The sequence below is a fragment of the Candidatus Accumulibacter phosphatis genome (assembly GCF_012939955.1).
GTDB classification, from domain to species: domain Bacteria; phylum Pseudomonadota; class Gammaproteobacteria; order Burkholderiales; family Rhodocyclaceae; genus Accumulibacter; species Accumulibacter delftensis.
Genome location: NZ_SPMY01000003.1, coordinates 1 through 15,416, shown reverse-complemented (window position 1 = coordinate 15,416; position 15,416 = coordinate 1). Strand labels below are relative to the sequence as shown.

Here is a 15,416-nt window from a genome sequence, read left to right as displayed (position 1 = left end):
GGCCATCCTTGCCCGGCCTGTAGGTGTTGCGTACGGCGAAGGGCGCCATTCGCCTCGCTGAGCGGGGTGACTCATCGCCGGGGATGCTCCATTGCGCGAGCTGGGCGGCGGTACATGGTGATTCCCGTCACCGCGAACCCTGGGGGTGCCTCCTGCCCAAGCATGTCCACCATCGCTGAGCATCTGACATGCTTTAGGCATGATGGTGAAAGCCGCTCCGACAAAGTAGAATTGGCTTCTCGCGACCGTTGTGACGGCTAATCGGAGTTGCCTTGAAGCGTCTGACTGCCTATCTCGAGCGACTGACGGTCAGCCGCCGCCTGCTCGCTTTTACTGCGCTTGCCGTCCTGGCCATCCTCGCCGTCTGGGCCTCGATGTTTTCGGCCGCACAGCGCCTGGAGTTGCTCAGCGGTAGCACCGATCACCATCCGCAGTCTGCGCTTGCTAGCTTGAGCGACCTGCGCTACGAGCTGATGTCCATGCAACAACAGCTGGGCGAGCTGAGCCGCGCGGAGGACGCGACCCAGCGTGCCGCGCTCGCCCAGGACCTGGCCGCCGCCAGCGCTCGTTTTGGGGAAGGCTTGCGCAAACTGCGGGCTTCTTACTCCGGCGATGCGCAGGACCTGTTGCAGGCGGAGGCTCTCTATCGACAAAGTGCCGCGTACCGGGCCGCAGTACTCAATGAGTTCGGGCGCGGAGGTGCCCCGACGGTGTGGCAGGAAGTGCTGGCCTCCCCTCCCGGGAATCCTGGGTGGCTACTCTACAAACACCTCAAGCGGATGGGCGAAGCGGAAGCTGCCCAAAGCCACGCCCTGCAGGCGCGGGCCGGCGCCGCCTATCAGCGGGAACGGCAGCAGGCGGTTTTTGTCCTTCTTGCCTGTCTGTCCTTGTTGCTGCTTGCCGCATTGATTGTTTCTCGATCGCTTACGCGGCCGCTACGTCACCTCAGTGACCGCATCGCCAGCCTGGCACAGGGCCGGATGGAGCAGGGCATTCCCTGCCAGGATCAGCAGAACGAGATTGGCGAAATCGGCCGCGGCGTTGCGATCCTGAAGAACAGCTATCAAGGCATGGCGGCGCAGCGCTGGATCAGGACCAATATTTCGGCTGTTTCGAGAGAGCTGCGACAGGCCGCGAGCTTTACCGATCTCGGCGAAAAACTGATGGCTGGCCTGATGCCCTTGCTTGGTGCCGCGCAAGGCGCTTTCTTCATCGTCACGGAAAAGCGCCAGACCCTGAAAATGATCGCCACTTACGGCATTGATCGGCACGCAGAACTGGCCATCATCGCGTTTGGTGAAGGGCTGGTCGGACAGTGCGCGAGCGACGGCCGCTTGCGGGTGATCAGCGACCCGCCCGAGGGCTATGTGCGCATTCGCTCCGGGCTGGGTGAGGCCGCTGCCAAGGCCATTCTGTTGGCGCCCGTGATGCGCGCCGAACGATCGCTGGCGGTCATCGAACTGGCTTCGTTGCGTTCTTTCAGCGACGACGAGCGAGCGGTCCTCGATGGCTTGCTGCCGATCGTGGCCATGAATCTCGAAATCATCGAGCGCAATACGCGAACCGAGCGACTGCTTGAGGCGACTCAGCAACAGGCCGAACAGTTGGAAAAGCAGGCCGTCGAGCTGGCGGCGATGGAGGAGCACAGCCGCTTGATTCTGGGCTCGGTGAGTGATGGCATTCTCGGCCTCGACCGCGATGGCCTGTTGATTTTCGCCAACCCCGCAGTCCTTCGCCTGCTCGGCTACACCGCGGCAGAGATTTTCCACCAGCCCTTCCACGAGTTGGCGCACTATGCCTATGCCGATGGTCGTGATTTTCCCTTCGCCTGCTGTGCGATGCATCTGACCGCGCAGGATGGACAGACGCGTCAGGTCGACAATGAAGTCCTGTGGCGCAAGGATGGCACGCCATTGGCGGTGGAGTACGCTACGACGCCGTTCCGCAAGGCCGATACTCTGGTCGGTACGGTCATCGTCTTTCGCAACATTACCGAGCGGCGCGCCGCAGAAGCGCGCCTTCGGCAGGCACATGACGAGCAGACGGCGATTCTTGAAACCGCCAGTCTAGGGATAGCGTTCATCAAGGAGCGCGTTTTCGTCACTGTCAACCGCCGCTTGGGGGAATTGCTCGCTTGCGCTGCCGAGGATCTCATTGGCACGCAGGCGACACTTTGCGTTCCGGAAGGCGCATACCCGCTTGCCGACGGGGGCTTCAACAGCGGCTTGACGCCTGGCGAGATCCTGGTGCGCATCATCGAACTGCAGCGCCAGGACGGCGCGCGCTTCTGGTGTCGGGTCAGCGGCCGGGCGGTCGACGCCGCTTCGTTGGGGCAGGGAACGGTGTGGACCTTCGAAGACGTGAGCAAGGAACGCGAGGCTGCCGAAGCGATGCAGCGCTCGCAGGAGTTGGCCGAGGAAACGCTACGCATGAAAACGGGGTTTTTGGCCAACATGAGCCATGAAATTCGCACCCCGATGAACGCCATCATCGGCATGTCGCATCTGCTCGCCGAGACCGAGCTGAGCTCATGCCAGCGCGACTATGCGAAAAAAAATCCGCGACTCGGGACAGCATCTGCTGGCCATCGTCGACGACATTCTCGATTTCTCCAAGATCGAGGCAGGCAAGTTGATCATCGAGCAGGCCGAGTTTGCGCTCGAAGACGTCCTTGAGCAGGCACTCGACCTGATGCGGGCCAAGATCGAGGGCAAAGGACTGGAAGTACTTGTTTCCCTGGATCCTTCGCTGCCGCCGCGTCTCGTCGGTGACTCCTTGCGTCTGGGGCAGATTCTCATCAACTACACCAACAACGCGGTCAAGTTCACGGAGCAGGGCGAGGTGGAGATCCGGGTTGGCGTCCGTGACAGCGATGCGCAAAGCCTGCTTCTCCATTTTGCCGTCAGAGACACCGGCATCGGCTTGACCGCCGAGCAGATGTCGCGGCTATTCGAAAGTTTTTCGCAGGCCGATACCTCGACCACCCGTCGTTTTGGCGGTACCGGTCTCGGTCTGGCGATTTCCAAGAAGCTTGCCGAACTAATGGGGGGCGAAGTTGGCGTCAGTAGCGAGTACGGCAAGGGCTCGACCTTCTGGTTCACCGCGCGGCTGCGCCCTTCCGCTTACGCGCCGCAAGCTGCCGTAGCTGCGCCGGGAGCGGAGCTGCGCCTGTTGAGTGGCGAGGCCGAGGCGTCCCAGCACCTGCTTGCCTCGCCCTTGTTCGAGGCGGCCAGTGTTGACCAGGTGCGCTTGCAGCAGGTCTGTGGCAAGCTCTCGGCTTTGCTGCTCGACAGCGACTCGGAAGCAGCCGATTTCCTCGCCGCCGAGGCGGCAAGGCTGCGCGTGGCCTTTGGCGGCAGCTATCGGGCGATTGAGCTGGCGGTGCGCGCCTACGACTATGAAGCGGGGCTGGCAGCGCTGCGCACCGCGGCCGCTGCTGCCGGGATTGCAGTTTGACCAAGACGGGTGATCGATATGGACGCACTGCCCTTCAACGACAAAGCCACCATCCTGGTGGTCGACGACACGCCAGACAATCTGGCGTTGATGTCGGCGTTGCTCAAGAAGACCTACCGGGTGAAAGTTGCCAACCACGGTGACAAGGGACTCCGGATCGCGACATCGGTGACGCCTCCTGATCTGATCCTGCTGGATGTGATGATGCCGGATATCGACGGATACGAGGTCTGCCGACGCCTGAAGGCCGACCCCAGGACCTGCCACATTCCGGTTATCTTCCTGACCGCCCGATCGGCAGCCGAGGACGAACAGAGGGGGCTGTCACTCGGCGCCGCGGACTACATCACCAAGCCGATCAGCCCTCCGATTCTGCTCGCCCGCGTGGCGACTCAGCTGACACTGAAGGCCAGTTCCGACTTTCTTCGTGACCGGAATGACTTCTTGACCGCCGAGGTGGCGCGGCGGACGCGCGAACTCGAGGCGGTTCAAGATGTGACCATTCTAGCGCTGGCGTCGCTGGCGGAAACCCGCGATGCCGAAACCGGCAAGCACATCCTGCGTACACAGCGTTACGTCAAGGCACTGGCAGAAAAATTGCGGATGCATCCGCGTTTCTCGAGCTTTCTCTCCGAGCAGAATATCAAGACGCTGTTCAAATCCGCGCCTTTGCATGATATTGGCAAAGTCGGTATCCCCGACCGCATCCTCTTGAAACCTGGTCGTTACGAGCCGCATGAGCTTGAAATCATGAAGAATCACACCCTGCTTGGCAGGGATGCCATTCAGTTCGCCGAAGACTCGCTGGGCGCACGGGTCGAGTTCCTGACCATCGCCAAGGAAATCGCCCTCTACCATCAGGAAAAATGGGACGGCAGTGGCTATCCGGAAGCGCTGGTGGGTGACAGCATTCCGGTCTCGGCTCGGCTAATGGCGGTCGCCGACGTTTATGACGCGCTGATCAGTCGGCGCGTTTATAAGGCGCGCCTATCGCATGAGAAGGCAGCGCAAATCATCGTCGAGGGGCGGGGTAGTCATTTCGACCCGGACATGGTCGACGCCTTTATCGAGATTCAGGACGAGTTTCGCGAAATTGCGCAGCTCTATCCGGACTCTGACGGCGACTTCCAGAAAAAAATCGAGTTTCTGGCGCAGGCGGTCGCCGACCAGGCGTGAGCAAGCGTGCAGTGCTCGTCTAACGGTCATGACATGGCGAGATACCCCGGATCATGAAAGTCATGACCGCCCCCTCTTCTCCCGGCCCTTCTCCCGCAAGGAGAAGGGAGTTTCGTGAGCCGCTTGCGCGACTTTCACATTAACCTAACGCTCGGCCGCTATCACTTCCGAATCAGCGAGCGGCGCTGGTTTCTCGCCAGCGAGCGCCTGGACGGCCGCCCGCAGTTCAAGGACCTCGCTTTCCAGGCGCGCCACTCGCTCTGCAAGTTCCGCGTTCGTGCTGTTGCTAGCCGTGGCCTGCCCTTCACCCGGCTGGACAGGCGCCGGCGCTCCGCAGAGCAGGTGCACCCAGCGATGCTCCCGTGAACCCGGCTGTTTGGGGAGTTTAATGACCATTGCGCCGCCGCTGCGCGCCGTCAATTCCTCGAGATACGCTTCAACCGACGAGGCATCGTCGAAGCGATACAAGCGTTCGCAGTTGGCACGCAACTCACTGACTGTTTGCGCGCCGCGCAACATGAGCATCGCCAGCAAAGCGACACCGGCTGCCGGCACGCCGTACACCTTGGCAAAATTCTGTGCATAACGGAGTACGCGGCCCGAGGCGCCGTAAGTTTCAAGTACCAACAGACGGCTGCGCAGTTCTTCGAGCGTTGTTTGCAGTTCGCTATCGCTGGCGTGGATCACCGGCTCGCGCGCGGTTTTCTGGTTGCAGCCGGCACTCAAGCTGTTCAGCGTCAGCGGATAGGCGTCTGGTGTTGTCTTTTCCTTTTCGATCAACACTCCGAGGATGCGCGATTCGAGAAAGCTCAGCTCTTGCGGGGGGGCGGACGCTAGGGTCATGCTTGGCTCCATTCTCGATCGATCGGCAGGCTAGGCTGTATTCGGGCGGTTAACTTCGTGCTCAAGTGAGCAACTGCCCGTGCTCGCGTGAGCTGTGGAAGCCGACACTCGGCCACTTCTCGCTGGTCACCTCGAGGTTGTAGCGCGTGCTGGCCAGGTAAACGGGATTGCCGTCGACATCCTTGGCCATGCGGTGTAGTTGCTCGCGCTCAAAGTTGCGCCGCGTGTTGGCATCGGGGAAGGTCAGCCAGCGGGCGGTGTAGATGTCGGCCGATTCAAAGATGGCATCGACCTTGTACTCGCTTTGCAGGCGCTGGGCAACCACTTCGAACTGCAGCGTGCCGACGGCGCCGAGTAGCAGCGCGCCGCTGCCGAGGTTCTCGAAGACCTGGATCGCGCCCTCTTCGCCGAGCTCCTGCAGTCCTTTCTGCAACTGCTTGCTTTTCAGCGGGTCGCGCAGCCGTGCTACGCGAAAGAGCTCCGGCGAGAAATAGGGGATGCCCTTGAAAGCCAGCACCTCGCCTTCACTGAGGCAATCGCCGATGTGCAGGTTGCCGTGGTTATGGATGCCGATGATGTCGCCAGCAACGGCGTCCTCCATTAACAGGCGCTCATTGGCCATGAAGGTCAGCACGTTGGCCAGTTTCATTTCCCGATCGAGGCGCACGTGTTTGACTTTCATTCCCGGCGTGTAGCGGCCCGAGCAGACACGGAAAAAAGCAATCCGGTCGCGGTGCTTGGGGTCCATATTGGCCTGAATCTTGAAGACGAAGCCGCTGAATGCAGCTTCCGCCGGTCGCACTATGCGCTCGCCACCGTTGCGTTCCTGTGGTGGCGGTGCCCAGTTGAGCAGCGCTTCGAGAATCTCCTGGACGCCAAAGTTGTTGATGGCCGAGCCGAAGAAGACCGGCGACTGGCGACCGGCGAGAAAACCGGCCAGCTCGAAAGGCCCGCTGGCCCCCTGGATCAGCTCGACGTCCTCGCGCAGTTTGGCGACCTCGGTGGGGAACTGCGCGTCGAGCAGGGGGTTGGCCAGACCGTCGAGGCGTTCTGACTCGCTGCGCCTTTCCTGTCCGGCGGCGAAATGCAGCAGGCGGTCGTTGAGGAGGTGATAGACGCCACGAAAAGTCTTGCCCATGCCGATCGGCCAGGTGATCGGCGCGCATTCGATGCCGAGCACCGATTCTATTTCCTCGAGCAGCTCGAAAGGTTCGCGGACCTCGCGGTCGAGCTTGTTGACGAAAGTGATGATCGGCGTATCGCGCATGCGGCAGACATTGAGCAGCTTGATCGTCTGCGCTTCGACGCCCTTGGCCGCGTCGATGACCATTACCGCCGCATCGACGGCCGTCAGCACGCGGTAGGTGTCTTCGGAAAAGTCTTCGTGCCCGGGGGTGTCGAGCAGATTGACGGTGTGTCCCTGGTAGTCGAACTGCATCACCGAGCTGGTCACCGAAATGCCGCGTTGTTTCTCGACTTCCATCCAGTCCGACGTGGCGTGGCGAGCGCTCTTGCGCCCCTTTACCGTTCCCGCGAGCTGGATCGCGCCGCCGAAAAGCAGCAGCTTTTCGGTCAGTGTCGTCTTGCCGGCATCCGGGTGGGAAATGATCGCAAAGGTCCTCCGCTTGGCGACATCGCGCTGGATGTCAGGCGGAAAGGCGCTTTCGCTGCGGCTGTCTTGCGGGGAGTCGTTGGTGGCTGTGGTGTTGGCGGTGGTGCTCATCAGGAAGCTTTCGGCGGCAGGAAAACAAAAGCCGCCGGCCGGGAAGATGAAGAATGACCCGCTGGCGGTGCGCAGGCCGAACTATAGCAAGACTCGGCGCACGCTGGAACCGCGCTGCCTGCGGCCCGTCACTTGATGTCGAGCGCCCACTGAATCACGTATTTGGCGGCGAAGCCGAGCATGCCGAAGGTCAGGCCCAGGAAGATCACGAAAGTTCCGAGCTTGCCGGCCTTGGATTCCCACGCCAGTTGTCCGACGATGAACAGCATGTAGAGTATGAATGAGCCAAGGCCTACGGAAAGACCAAAGGCAGCAATCTGTTCCTCGGAGAATCCAAGTATCGACTCGTTCACTGGGCTCGCGGACGCTCAGGCAAGGCGCTGGCATCAACCAGCGCGCGGTAAGCGTGCCAGCTGGCGTGGCCCAACACGGGAATGAGCAGGATCAGACCGAGCATGGCTGTCGCAAAACTGATCAGTACCAGAAACATGATCAGTGCCGCCCAAACGGCCATCGGGCCCGGGTTGGCGAGAACGACGCGCCAGCTGGTCAGGACCGCCATCAGCAGGTTGCTGCGCCGGTCGAGCAGCAAGGGCATGGCGACGACGCTGGAGGCGAAGATCGGCGCTGCCAGTACGCCTCCCATGGCCAGCCAGGTTTCGAACAGGAGATTGTCTCGACTCAGTACGACGTAGCGCAGGAAGTCCGCTGGCGCCTTGATGGGCACGGGGGCGAGCAGGGTAATCAGCGCCGCCGAGGTGACTACCCATCCCGTGCCGGCGAGTGCCAGCAGAAGACCGAAGCGTACCAGGCACCAATAACCGCCCGACTCCATGAAGCGGGATTGCTGCCAGCTCAGCCAGGTGTCCCGTAGCAGTGGCCAGCCGATGCTACTGCTATGTTCGACGGCGCGACTCATGGCGTACAGACTGGTCGCCAGCACCGGGGCCACGACCAGAAAGCCCGAGAAGGCGCCGGCCAGCAGCCAGAAATGCTGGTAGGCGTTGGCCATCAGCGCGAGGCCGAAAGCGGCCAGCAAGACCCCATGCGCCAGACTCAGGGGGCCACAACGGCGCAGGTCGCGCCAGCCCAGACGCAGCCATTGCAGAGGCGCGCTCAGGGGGACGACGAGCACCTGGGGCTGCAGCGGGGAGATCTCGGCCGGGGGAGGGGTCATGAGTGTCGCGAGTTGGTCATTGCGGGAAAGAGTTTAGTGCACTGCGGCGTTCTTGGCGAGCCCGTGCGCATTGCCGAACCCACGCTTTTCGCGCGCAGCTTGTCAGTTTCCCGTTCAACCTTTTAGCCAGTCTCGCACACCGCGGCCTGCCGCGTGGCCGCTGGCGAGGCAGGCGGTGAGCAGATAACCGCCGGTCGGTGCTTCCCAGTCGAGCATTTCGCCGGCGCAGAAAACGCCGGGAAGGTCCTTCAGCATCAGCTGTTCGTTGAGGGCGGTGAAGCAGACGCCGCCGGCGCTGCTGATTGCTTCGTCGAGCGGGCGCGTGGCGAGCAGGCGTAGCGGCAGAGCCTTGATCGCTGCCGCCAGGCATGCTGGATCGACAAGCTCAGCGCTGGCCAGGCATTCGTGCAGCAGCGCGACCTTGGCACCCTTGAGCCGCAGGCGGCTTTGCAAATGGCTGGAGAGTGAGCGCGCGCCACGTGCTCGCGCCACTTCGGCGAGCACGCGTGCGGCTGTGTGCTCGGGTAGCAGGTCGAGGTGCAGCGTTGCCGACCCCTTGGCGTCTATGGTGTCGCGCAGGGCGGCTGACAGGGCGTAGATCAGATCGCCTTCGACGCCGTTCGTGGTGAGCATGAACTCGCCGCGGCGGCGATGCATGACGCCGTCGGCGTCGACCAGGGAGGCGCTGACGGCCTTGATCGGCTGGCCTGCGAAGCGCTCACGAAGGTGTTCGCTCCAGGCCGCGTCGAAGCCGCAGTTGGCTGGCCGTAGCGGGGCCAGCGCGATGCCCGCTTGTTCGAGGAGCGCGAACCACTTGCCGTCCGAACCGAGCCTGGCCCAACTGCCGCCACCGAGGGCCAGCACGACGGCCTGCACTTGCTGCTGTTGTTCGCCCTGTGGGGTGGCGAAAGATAGCCCGATGCGGCCCTCGCCAGCCGGCATCCAGCCACTCCAGCGATGGCGCATGTGGAAGCGTACGCCCGTGCTGCGCAGGCGCTGCAGCCAGGCGCGCAGAAGTGGCGCGGCTTTCATGTCGGTCGGGAAAATGCGCCCTGAGCTGCCGATAAAAGTCGCTATGCCGAGGCCGTGTACCCACTCGCGAAGCGTTGTCGGAGCGAAGGCGTCGAGCAGGGGCGAGATCTCCTTTTGCCGTGCGCCGTAACGCTTGCGAAACTCTTCGGCAGGCTCGGCGTGGGTGATGTTCAGTCCGCCCCTGCCGGCCATCAGCAACTTGCGGCCGACTGAAGGCATGGCGTCGTAAACATCGACACTGACGCCGCCGTTGGCGAGCATTTCGGCAGCCATCAAGCCGGCCGGGCCAGCACCGATGACGGCCACCAGCGGCGCCGCTGACGAGGCACGAGCGGTGGTCAATTTAACGGTCATGACACGTGGAGACACCCCAAATCATGAAAGTCATGACCGTTTCCCTCTTCCCCTGCCCCTTCTCCCGCAAGGGAGAAGGGAGTTTCGTGAGTCGCTTGCGCGACTTTCACATTAAGGTGACTGCCAGGCGCGCGGCCTGAGTCTGGCGATCGCACAAGCGGCCCAAGCCGAGTACCGGCAGGGCTGCCTGCAGACGTTCAGGGTGGGCGGTGGCGAATAGCGCCAAGCGGCCGCCGCTGCTTGTGCCTGCTCCGGCGAGGCGCACGCACTGGCGGGCGACGGCATCGGCGACGTCGACCAGCGTCGCTCGATTGGCGACCAGCGGTTCGAGAACCGGGCGCAGGAAGGTATAGTGCGTACAGCCAAGAACGATCTGGTCGGCGCCGGCGGCGAGCAGCGGTGCCAGATGCTGGCGTGCTTCTGCGGCGAAATCGGGGTCGTCGAGGTGCAGGGTTTCAACGCGGCTTGCCCAGCCGTCACAGGCGACGACGTCGACCTGTACGGCGCTTGCATGCTGCCGGATTAGCTCGGCCAGGCGCTTGCTGCGGGTGGTCGACAGCGTTGCCAGTACTGCGATACGGCCGCTGCGCGACGCCATCGCCGCCGGTTTGACGCCGGGTTCGACGCCGACCACCGGCAGCCCGGGAAGCAATTCGCGGAACGCGGCCACGGCCGCCGCCGTGGCGGTGTTGCAGGCGACGACAATCAGGCTGCAGCCTTGCGCGACCAGGTGCCTGCCAATGGCCAAAACCCGCGCACGGATGAAGGCATCGCTCTTGTCGCCGTAGGGAACGTTTGCGGTGTCGGCGAAGTACAGCAGGTCGCTTCCGGGAGCGCTCGGGCGATGGCGGCGAGGACCGAGAGACCGCCGAGACCGCTGTCGAAAACGCCGATCATGGATTGGTCGTGATGGTCAGTTGCCGCGGCGCGCTGCCGTGATCTTCGAGGGCCATGCGTCCTCCTTGATGGGGCCGTCGCGATGCGATGCACGAAAAAAGCGCAAGCCGGCACTCGGCCGGCTTGCAGCGGAGTTGATCAGGAGGCTCAGACGACAGTGACCGGGATCTTGCCGATCTTGCCCTGCCATTCGCGCGGTCCCGTGTTGTGCACCGAAGTGCCGCTCGAATCGACGGCCACGGTTACTGGCATGTCCTTGACTTCGAATTCGTAAATGGCCTCCATGCCAAGATCGGCAAAACCGGCCACTCTGGCCGCCTTGATTCCTTTGGCAACCAGATAGGCGGCGCCGCCGACGGCCATCAGATACGCCGATTTATGCTTCCTGATCGCCTCGATGGCGGTCGGGCCACGTTCGGCCTTGCCAACCATCGAGATCAACCCGGTTTCGGCGAGCATCATCTCGGTGAACTTGTCCATCCGCGTCGCGGTCGTCGGACCCGCCGGGCCGACCACTTCATCGCCAACGGGGTCGACCGGGCCGACGTAGTAGATCACGCGGTTGGTGAAGTCGACCGGCAGAGCTTCGCCCTTGGCGAGCATGTCCTGGATGCGTTTGTGCGCCGCGTCGCGACCGGTCAGCATCTTGCCGTTGAGCAACAGTGTCTGGCCCGGCTTCCAGGCCGCGACTTCGGCTGGCGTCAGCGTGTCGAGATTGACTCGTGTCGAGGTTTCCGTATTCGGCGTCCAGTTGACTTTCGGCCACTGGTCGAGGTCCGGCGGGGTCAGCACTGCCGGTCCGGAACCATCGAGGTGAAAGTGCGCGTGCCGGGTCGCCGCACAGTTGGGGATCATCGCTACTGGCAGGCTGGCGGCATGCGTCGGGTAGTCGAGGATCTTGACGTCGAGAACAGTAGTCAGGCCGCCGAGGCCTTGCGCGCCGATTCCCAGTGCGTTGACCTTTTCGTACAGTTCGAGCCGCAGTTCCTCGACGCGATTGCTGGCGCCGCGGGCGATCAGCTCATGGATGTCGACCGGCGCCATCAGTGACTCCTTGGCCAGCAGCATGGCTTTCTCGGGCGTGCCGCCGATGCCGATACCGAGGATTCCGGGCGGGCACCAGCCGGCACCCATGGTCGGGACTGTCTTCAGGACCCAATCGACGATCGAGTCGGACGGGTTGAGCGCGTAGAACTTGGATTTGTTTTCGGAACCACCGCCCTTGGCCGCACAAATCACTTCCAGGTGGTCGCCGGGGACGATTTCGTAATGCACCACGGCCGGCGTGTTGTCGCGTGAGTTTTTGCGCGCACCGGCCGGATCGAGCAGCACCGAGGCACGCAAAGTGTTGTCGGGATTGTTGTAAGCCCGGCGAACGCCCTCATTGCACATTTCCTGGACCGATAGCTTGGTGTCCCATTTCAGATCCATGCCGACCTTGAGGAAGATCACCGCGATGCCGGTATCCTGGCAGATCGGCCGATGCCCTTCGGCGCACATGCGGCTGTTGGTCAGAATTTGGGCGATGGCGTCTTTGGCGGCCGGGCTCTGCTCGCGCTCGTAGGCAGCGCCGAGCGCCTTGATGTAGTCCAGTGGGTGATAGTAGCTGATGTACTGGAATGCGTCGGCGATGCTCTGGATGAAGTCTTCCTGCTTGATGGGTGTCATTTCAGGGTCTCTCTCGTGAGTGGCGGGGATTGATTACCCTACCCGCGGGTGTTGGTCAGTGCCGGGCAGCGTGTTGCGCTCTGTTCATCGCCAGGGTCTGGGTCATTATTCGATCGACCCAGACCATGGCCAGGGCGGAGCCCAGGAAAACGGCGTGGATGATGACCTGCCACTTGATCGTGTGTTCGCTCATGTTTTCCGCGTTGATGAAGGTCTTCAACAAATGGATCGAGGAAATGCCGATGATCGCCGTCGATAGCTTGATCTTGAGTACGCCGGCATTGACATGCGACAGCCATTCCGGCTGGTCGGGGTGGCCTTCGAGATGCAGCCGGGAGACGAAGGTTTCGTAGCCGCCGATGATCACCATGATCAGCAGGTTGGCGATCATCACCACGTCGATCAGGCCGAGAACGACGAGCATCACCTCGGTTTCGTTGATCTGCTTGGCGCTGAAAAAAAAGGTTGCCAATCAGATGCGACAGTTCGACCATGAACAGGTAGACATAGACTCCCTGAGCGATGATCAGGCCGAGATAGAGCGGCGCCTGCAGCCAGCGGCTCCAGAAGATGAACATCTCGAGTTTGTCTACCGTGGGTTTCAGAGAGGGCATTTCTTCAGGGCGCGGGAAGTTTGGGAACTCGGATTTTAGCACCAAAGAAACGCTGATTTCCGGCGTGCGGCGGGGCTGTGGCGTAAGTGGTGTGTAAGAATCGCGGCGTTTAATCTGGGGCAGTTGGCCTGCCAGCAGGTGCTACCGCCGGGTGAGGCTCGGCCTTTCGCGATGCGCTCGGCGCGCCGCCCGGTTCTCACCAGGTTCTGTTCGCCCCGCGCTGCATCGACTTCTTCAAACTTCTACCCATAATTGCACAGGAGATGGCACATGTCACAGAGCGCAGCCGTTACGTTTATTGACCCCTCCGCCGACTTTGTAAAACAGGCGACGATTTCTGGCATGGACGCTTACAAGGCCCTCTGCGCCGAGGCGGAAAAGGATTACCCCGGTTTCTGGGCGCGCCTGGCCCGCGAACACCTCGCCTGGAAGACGCCGTTTACGCAGGTGTTGGACGAGTCCAACGCGCCCTTCTTCAAGTGGTTTGCCGATGGCACGCTGAACGCTTCGTACAACTGCCTGGATCGCAACATCGAGGCCGGTCTCGGCGACAAGGTGGCGATCCTCTTCGAAGCTGACGACGGAGAAGTCAAACGGCTTACCTACCAGCAACTGCTGGTGCAGGTCAGCCAGTTTGCCAATGGCTTGCGCGCGCGCGGCATCAAGAAAGGTGACCGCGTCGTCATCTACATGTCGATGGGTATCGAAGGTATTGTCGCCATGCAGGCTTGCGCCCGCATCGGCGCCATCCACTCGGTGGTCTTCGGTGGCTTCTCTGCGCAGTCGGTACGTGACCGCATCAATGACGCGGGCGCAGTGGCGGTGATTACCGCCGACGAGCAGTGTCGCGGCGGCAAGAAGATACCGCTCAAGCCGGCGGTAGACGAGGGCATTGCGCTTGGTGGCTGCGAGTCGATCAAGAACGTCATCGTCTTCCAGCGTACCGGTGGCACCTGCAATATGGTCGCTGGCCGTGACATCTGGTGGCACGATGTTACCGCGGGTCAGTCCGATGTCTGCGAACCGGAATGGGTAGACGCCGAGCACCCGCTGTTCCTGCTGTACACCTCGGGATCGACCGGCAAGCCGAAGGGCGTTCAGCACTCGACCGGCGGCTATCTGCTGCACGCCATCGTGACCATGAAGTGGACTTTCGACATCAAGCCCGACGACCTCTTCTGGTGTACCGCCGACATCGGTTGGGTAACCGGTCATAGCTATATCACTTACGGACCGCTGGCCTGCGGTGCGACCGAAGTGGTTTTCGAAGGGATTCCGACCTATCCCGACGCCGGCCGTTTCTGGAAAATGATCCAGGACCACAAGGTCAGCATCTTCTACACCGCGCCGACGGCGATCCGCTCGCTGGTCAAGGCCGCCGATGTCAATCCGGCGGTGGCCCCGACACAGTACGACCTGTCGTCGCTGCGCCTGCTCGGTACGGTCGGCGAACCGATCAACCCAGCGGCCTGGCAGTGGTACTACGACGCCGTTGGCGGCGGTCGTTGCCCGATTGTCGATACCTTCTGGCAGACTGAAACCGGTGGTCACATGATTACCCCGCTGCCAGGCGTGACGCCGATGGTGCCCGGTTCTTGTACCTTGCCCTTCCCGGGAATCATGGCCGCTGTTGTCGATGAAACAGGTACCGAACTCGACTGGGGCAAGGGCGGCCTGCTGGTCGTCAAGCGCCCCTGGCCGGCAATGATTCGCAACATCTGGGGCGACCCCGAGCGCTTCAAGAAGTCGTACTATCCGGACGATTTCAACGGCAAGCTATACCTCGCCGGGGACGGTTCGATTCGCGACATCAATACCGGCTACTTCACGATTACCGGTCGTATCGATGACGTGCTGAATGTCTCCGGTCACCGTATGGGAACCATGGAAATCGAATCGGCACTGGTTTCGCACCCGATGGTCGCCGAAGCGGCCGTGGTGGGCCGGCCGGACGATCTCACCGGTGAAGCGATTTGCGCCTTTGTGGTCCTGAAAGGCGCGCGGCCAACCGGCGAAGCGGCCAAGAAGATGATCAAGGAGTTGCAGGATCACGTCGGTCGCGAGATCGGACCGATCGCCAAACCCAAGGATCTGCGCTTTGGCGAGAACCTGCCAAAAACCCGTTCCGGAAAGATCATGCGCCGCTTGTTGCGCTCGCTGGCGAAAGGGGAGACCGTCGCCCAGGATATTTCAACGCTCGAGAATCCGGCAATTCTTGACCAGTTGAGGGGCTGAACCAGCGACAACCTGCGCCTGTGTTCGGCGACGACATCGGGCCGAATGATCGGCCCGATGTCGCCGTGGGTGACTTTGCTTAATGTGAAAGTCGCGCAAGCGACTCACGAAACTCCCTTCTCCCTTGCGGGAGAAGGGGCAGGGGGAAGAGGGAAACGGTCATGACTTTCATGATTCGGGGTATCTCGACATGTCATGACCGTTAATGTCAANNTCGCGCAAGCGACTCACGAACCTCCCT

At 62.0% G+C, this 15,416-nt stretch carries 11 protein-coding genes and 1 pseudogene; 4 read left to right on the top strand and 8 right to left on the bottom strand.

Annotation, left to right across the window (positions count from 1 at the left end; all coding sequences use genetic code 11):
• Nucleotides 1–272: 272 nt before the first annotated feature.
• The 3 genes from E4Q23_RS24725 to E4Q23_RS00970 are packed head-to-tail and all read left to right on the top strand — an operon-like array spanning nucleotide 273 to nucleotide 4,632.
• The gene (locus tag E4Q23_RS24725) at nucleotides 273–2,675 is read left to right on the top strand and encodes a PAS domain S-box protein (RefSeq protein WP_336511578.1); all 2,403 of its coding nucleotides are present in this window, start codon (nucleotides 273–275) and stop codon (nucleotides 2,673–2,675) included.
• A gap of 16 nt (nucleotides 2,676–2,691) precedes the next feature.
• Nucleotides 2,692–3,456 carry an ATP-binding protein gene (locus E4Q23_RS24720; RefSeq protein ID WP_336511579.1) on the top strand — a complete coding sequence of 255 codons (765 nt, stop codon included), beginning with the start codon at nucleotides 2,692–2,694 and terminating at the stop codon, nucleotides 3,454–3,456.
• An 18-nt stretch (nucleotides 3,457–3,474) separates the two neighbouring features.
• A complete protein-coding gene (locus E4Q23_RS00970) occupies nucleotides 3,475–4,632 on the top strand; it encodes a response regulator (RefSeq protein ID WP_169064906.1) in 1,158 nt (385 codons plus the stop codon).
• Nucleotides 4,633–4,776: 144 nt separating this feature from the next.
• Here the strand turns inward: E4Q23_RS00970 and E4Q23_RS00965 are convergent, their stop codons facing one another.
• The 8 genes and pseudogenes from E4Q23_RS00965 to E4Q23_RS00930 all read right to left on the bottom strand — a co-directional run bounded on the left by E4Q23_RS00965 (nucleotide 4,777) and on the right by E4Q23_RS00930 (nucleotide 12,940).
• Nucleotides 4,777–5,475, bottom strand: a complete 699-nt coding sequence (locus E4Q23_RS00965) for a YceH family protein (RefSeq protein ID WP_169064905.1) — start codon at nucleotides 5,473–5,475, stop codon at nucleotides 4,777–4,779.
• A gap of 61 nt (nucleotides 5,476–5,536) precedes the next feature.
• Nucleotides 5,537–7,198: a peptide chain release factor 3 gene (locus E4Q23_RS00960; protein ID WP_211203574.1), complete on the bottom strand. Its 1,662-nt coding sequence runs from the start codon at nucleotides 7,196–7,198 to the stop codon at nucleotides 5,537–5,539.
• 128 nt (nucleotides 7,199–7,326) lie between these two features.
• Nucleotides 7,327–7,539, bottom strand: coding sequence for a DUF2788 domain-containing protein (locus E4Q23_RS00955; RefSeq protein WP_169064917.1), 213 nt, complete (start codon nucleotides 7,537–7,539; stop codon nucleotides 7,327–7,329).
• 8 nt (nucleotides 7,540–7,547) lie between these two features.
• A complete protein-coding gene (locus tag E4Q23_RS00950) occupies nucleotides 7,548–8,375 on the bottom strand; it encodes a DUF2189 domain-containing protein (protein ID WP_169064904.1) in 828 nt (275 codons plus the stop codon).
• Nucleotides 8,376–8,489: 114 nt separating this feature from the next.
• A complete protein-coding gene (locus tag E4Q23_RS00945; protein ID WP_169064903.1) occupies nucleotides 8,490–9,761 on the bottom strand; it encodes a TIGR03862 family flavoprotein in 1,272 nt (423 codons plus the stop codon).
• A 106-nt stretch (nucleotides 9,762–9,867) separates the two neighbouring features.
• Nucleotides 9,868–10,524, bottom strand: a complete 657-nt coding sequence (locus E4Q23_RS00940) for a glutamate racemase (protein ID WP_423753288.1) — start codon at nucleotides 10,522–10,524, stop codon at nucleotides 9,868–9,870.
• Nucleotides 10,525–10,805: 281 nt separating this feature from the next.
• A complete protein-coding gene (locus E4Q23_RS00935; protein ID WP_169064902.1) occupies nucleotides 10,806–12,326 on the bottom strand; it encodes a fumarate hydratase in 1,521 nt (506 codons plus the stop codon).
• Nucleotides 12,327–12,381: 55 nt separating this feature from the next.
• Nucleotides 12,382–12,940: pseudogene (locus E4Q23_RS00930) on the bottom strand (TIGR00645 family protein).
• A gap of 270 nt (nucleotides 12,941–13,210) precedes the next feature.
• Here E4Q23_RS00930 and acs point away from each other — a divergent pair.
• Nucleotides 13,211–15,175, top strand: coding sequence for an acetate--CoA ligase (gene acs, locus E4Q23_RS00925; RefSeq protein ID WP_169064901.1), 1,965 nt, complete (start codon nucleotides 13,211–13,213; stop codon nucleotides 15,173–15,175).
• Nucleotides 15,176–15,416: the final 241 nt, after the last annotated feature.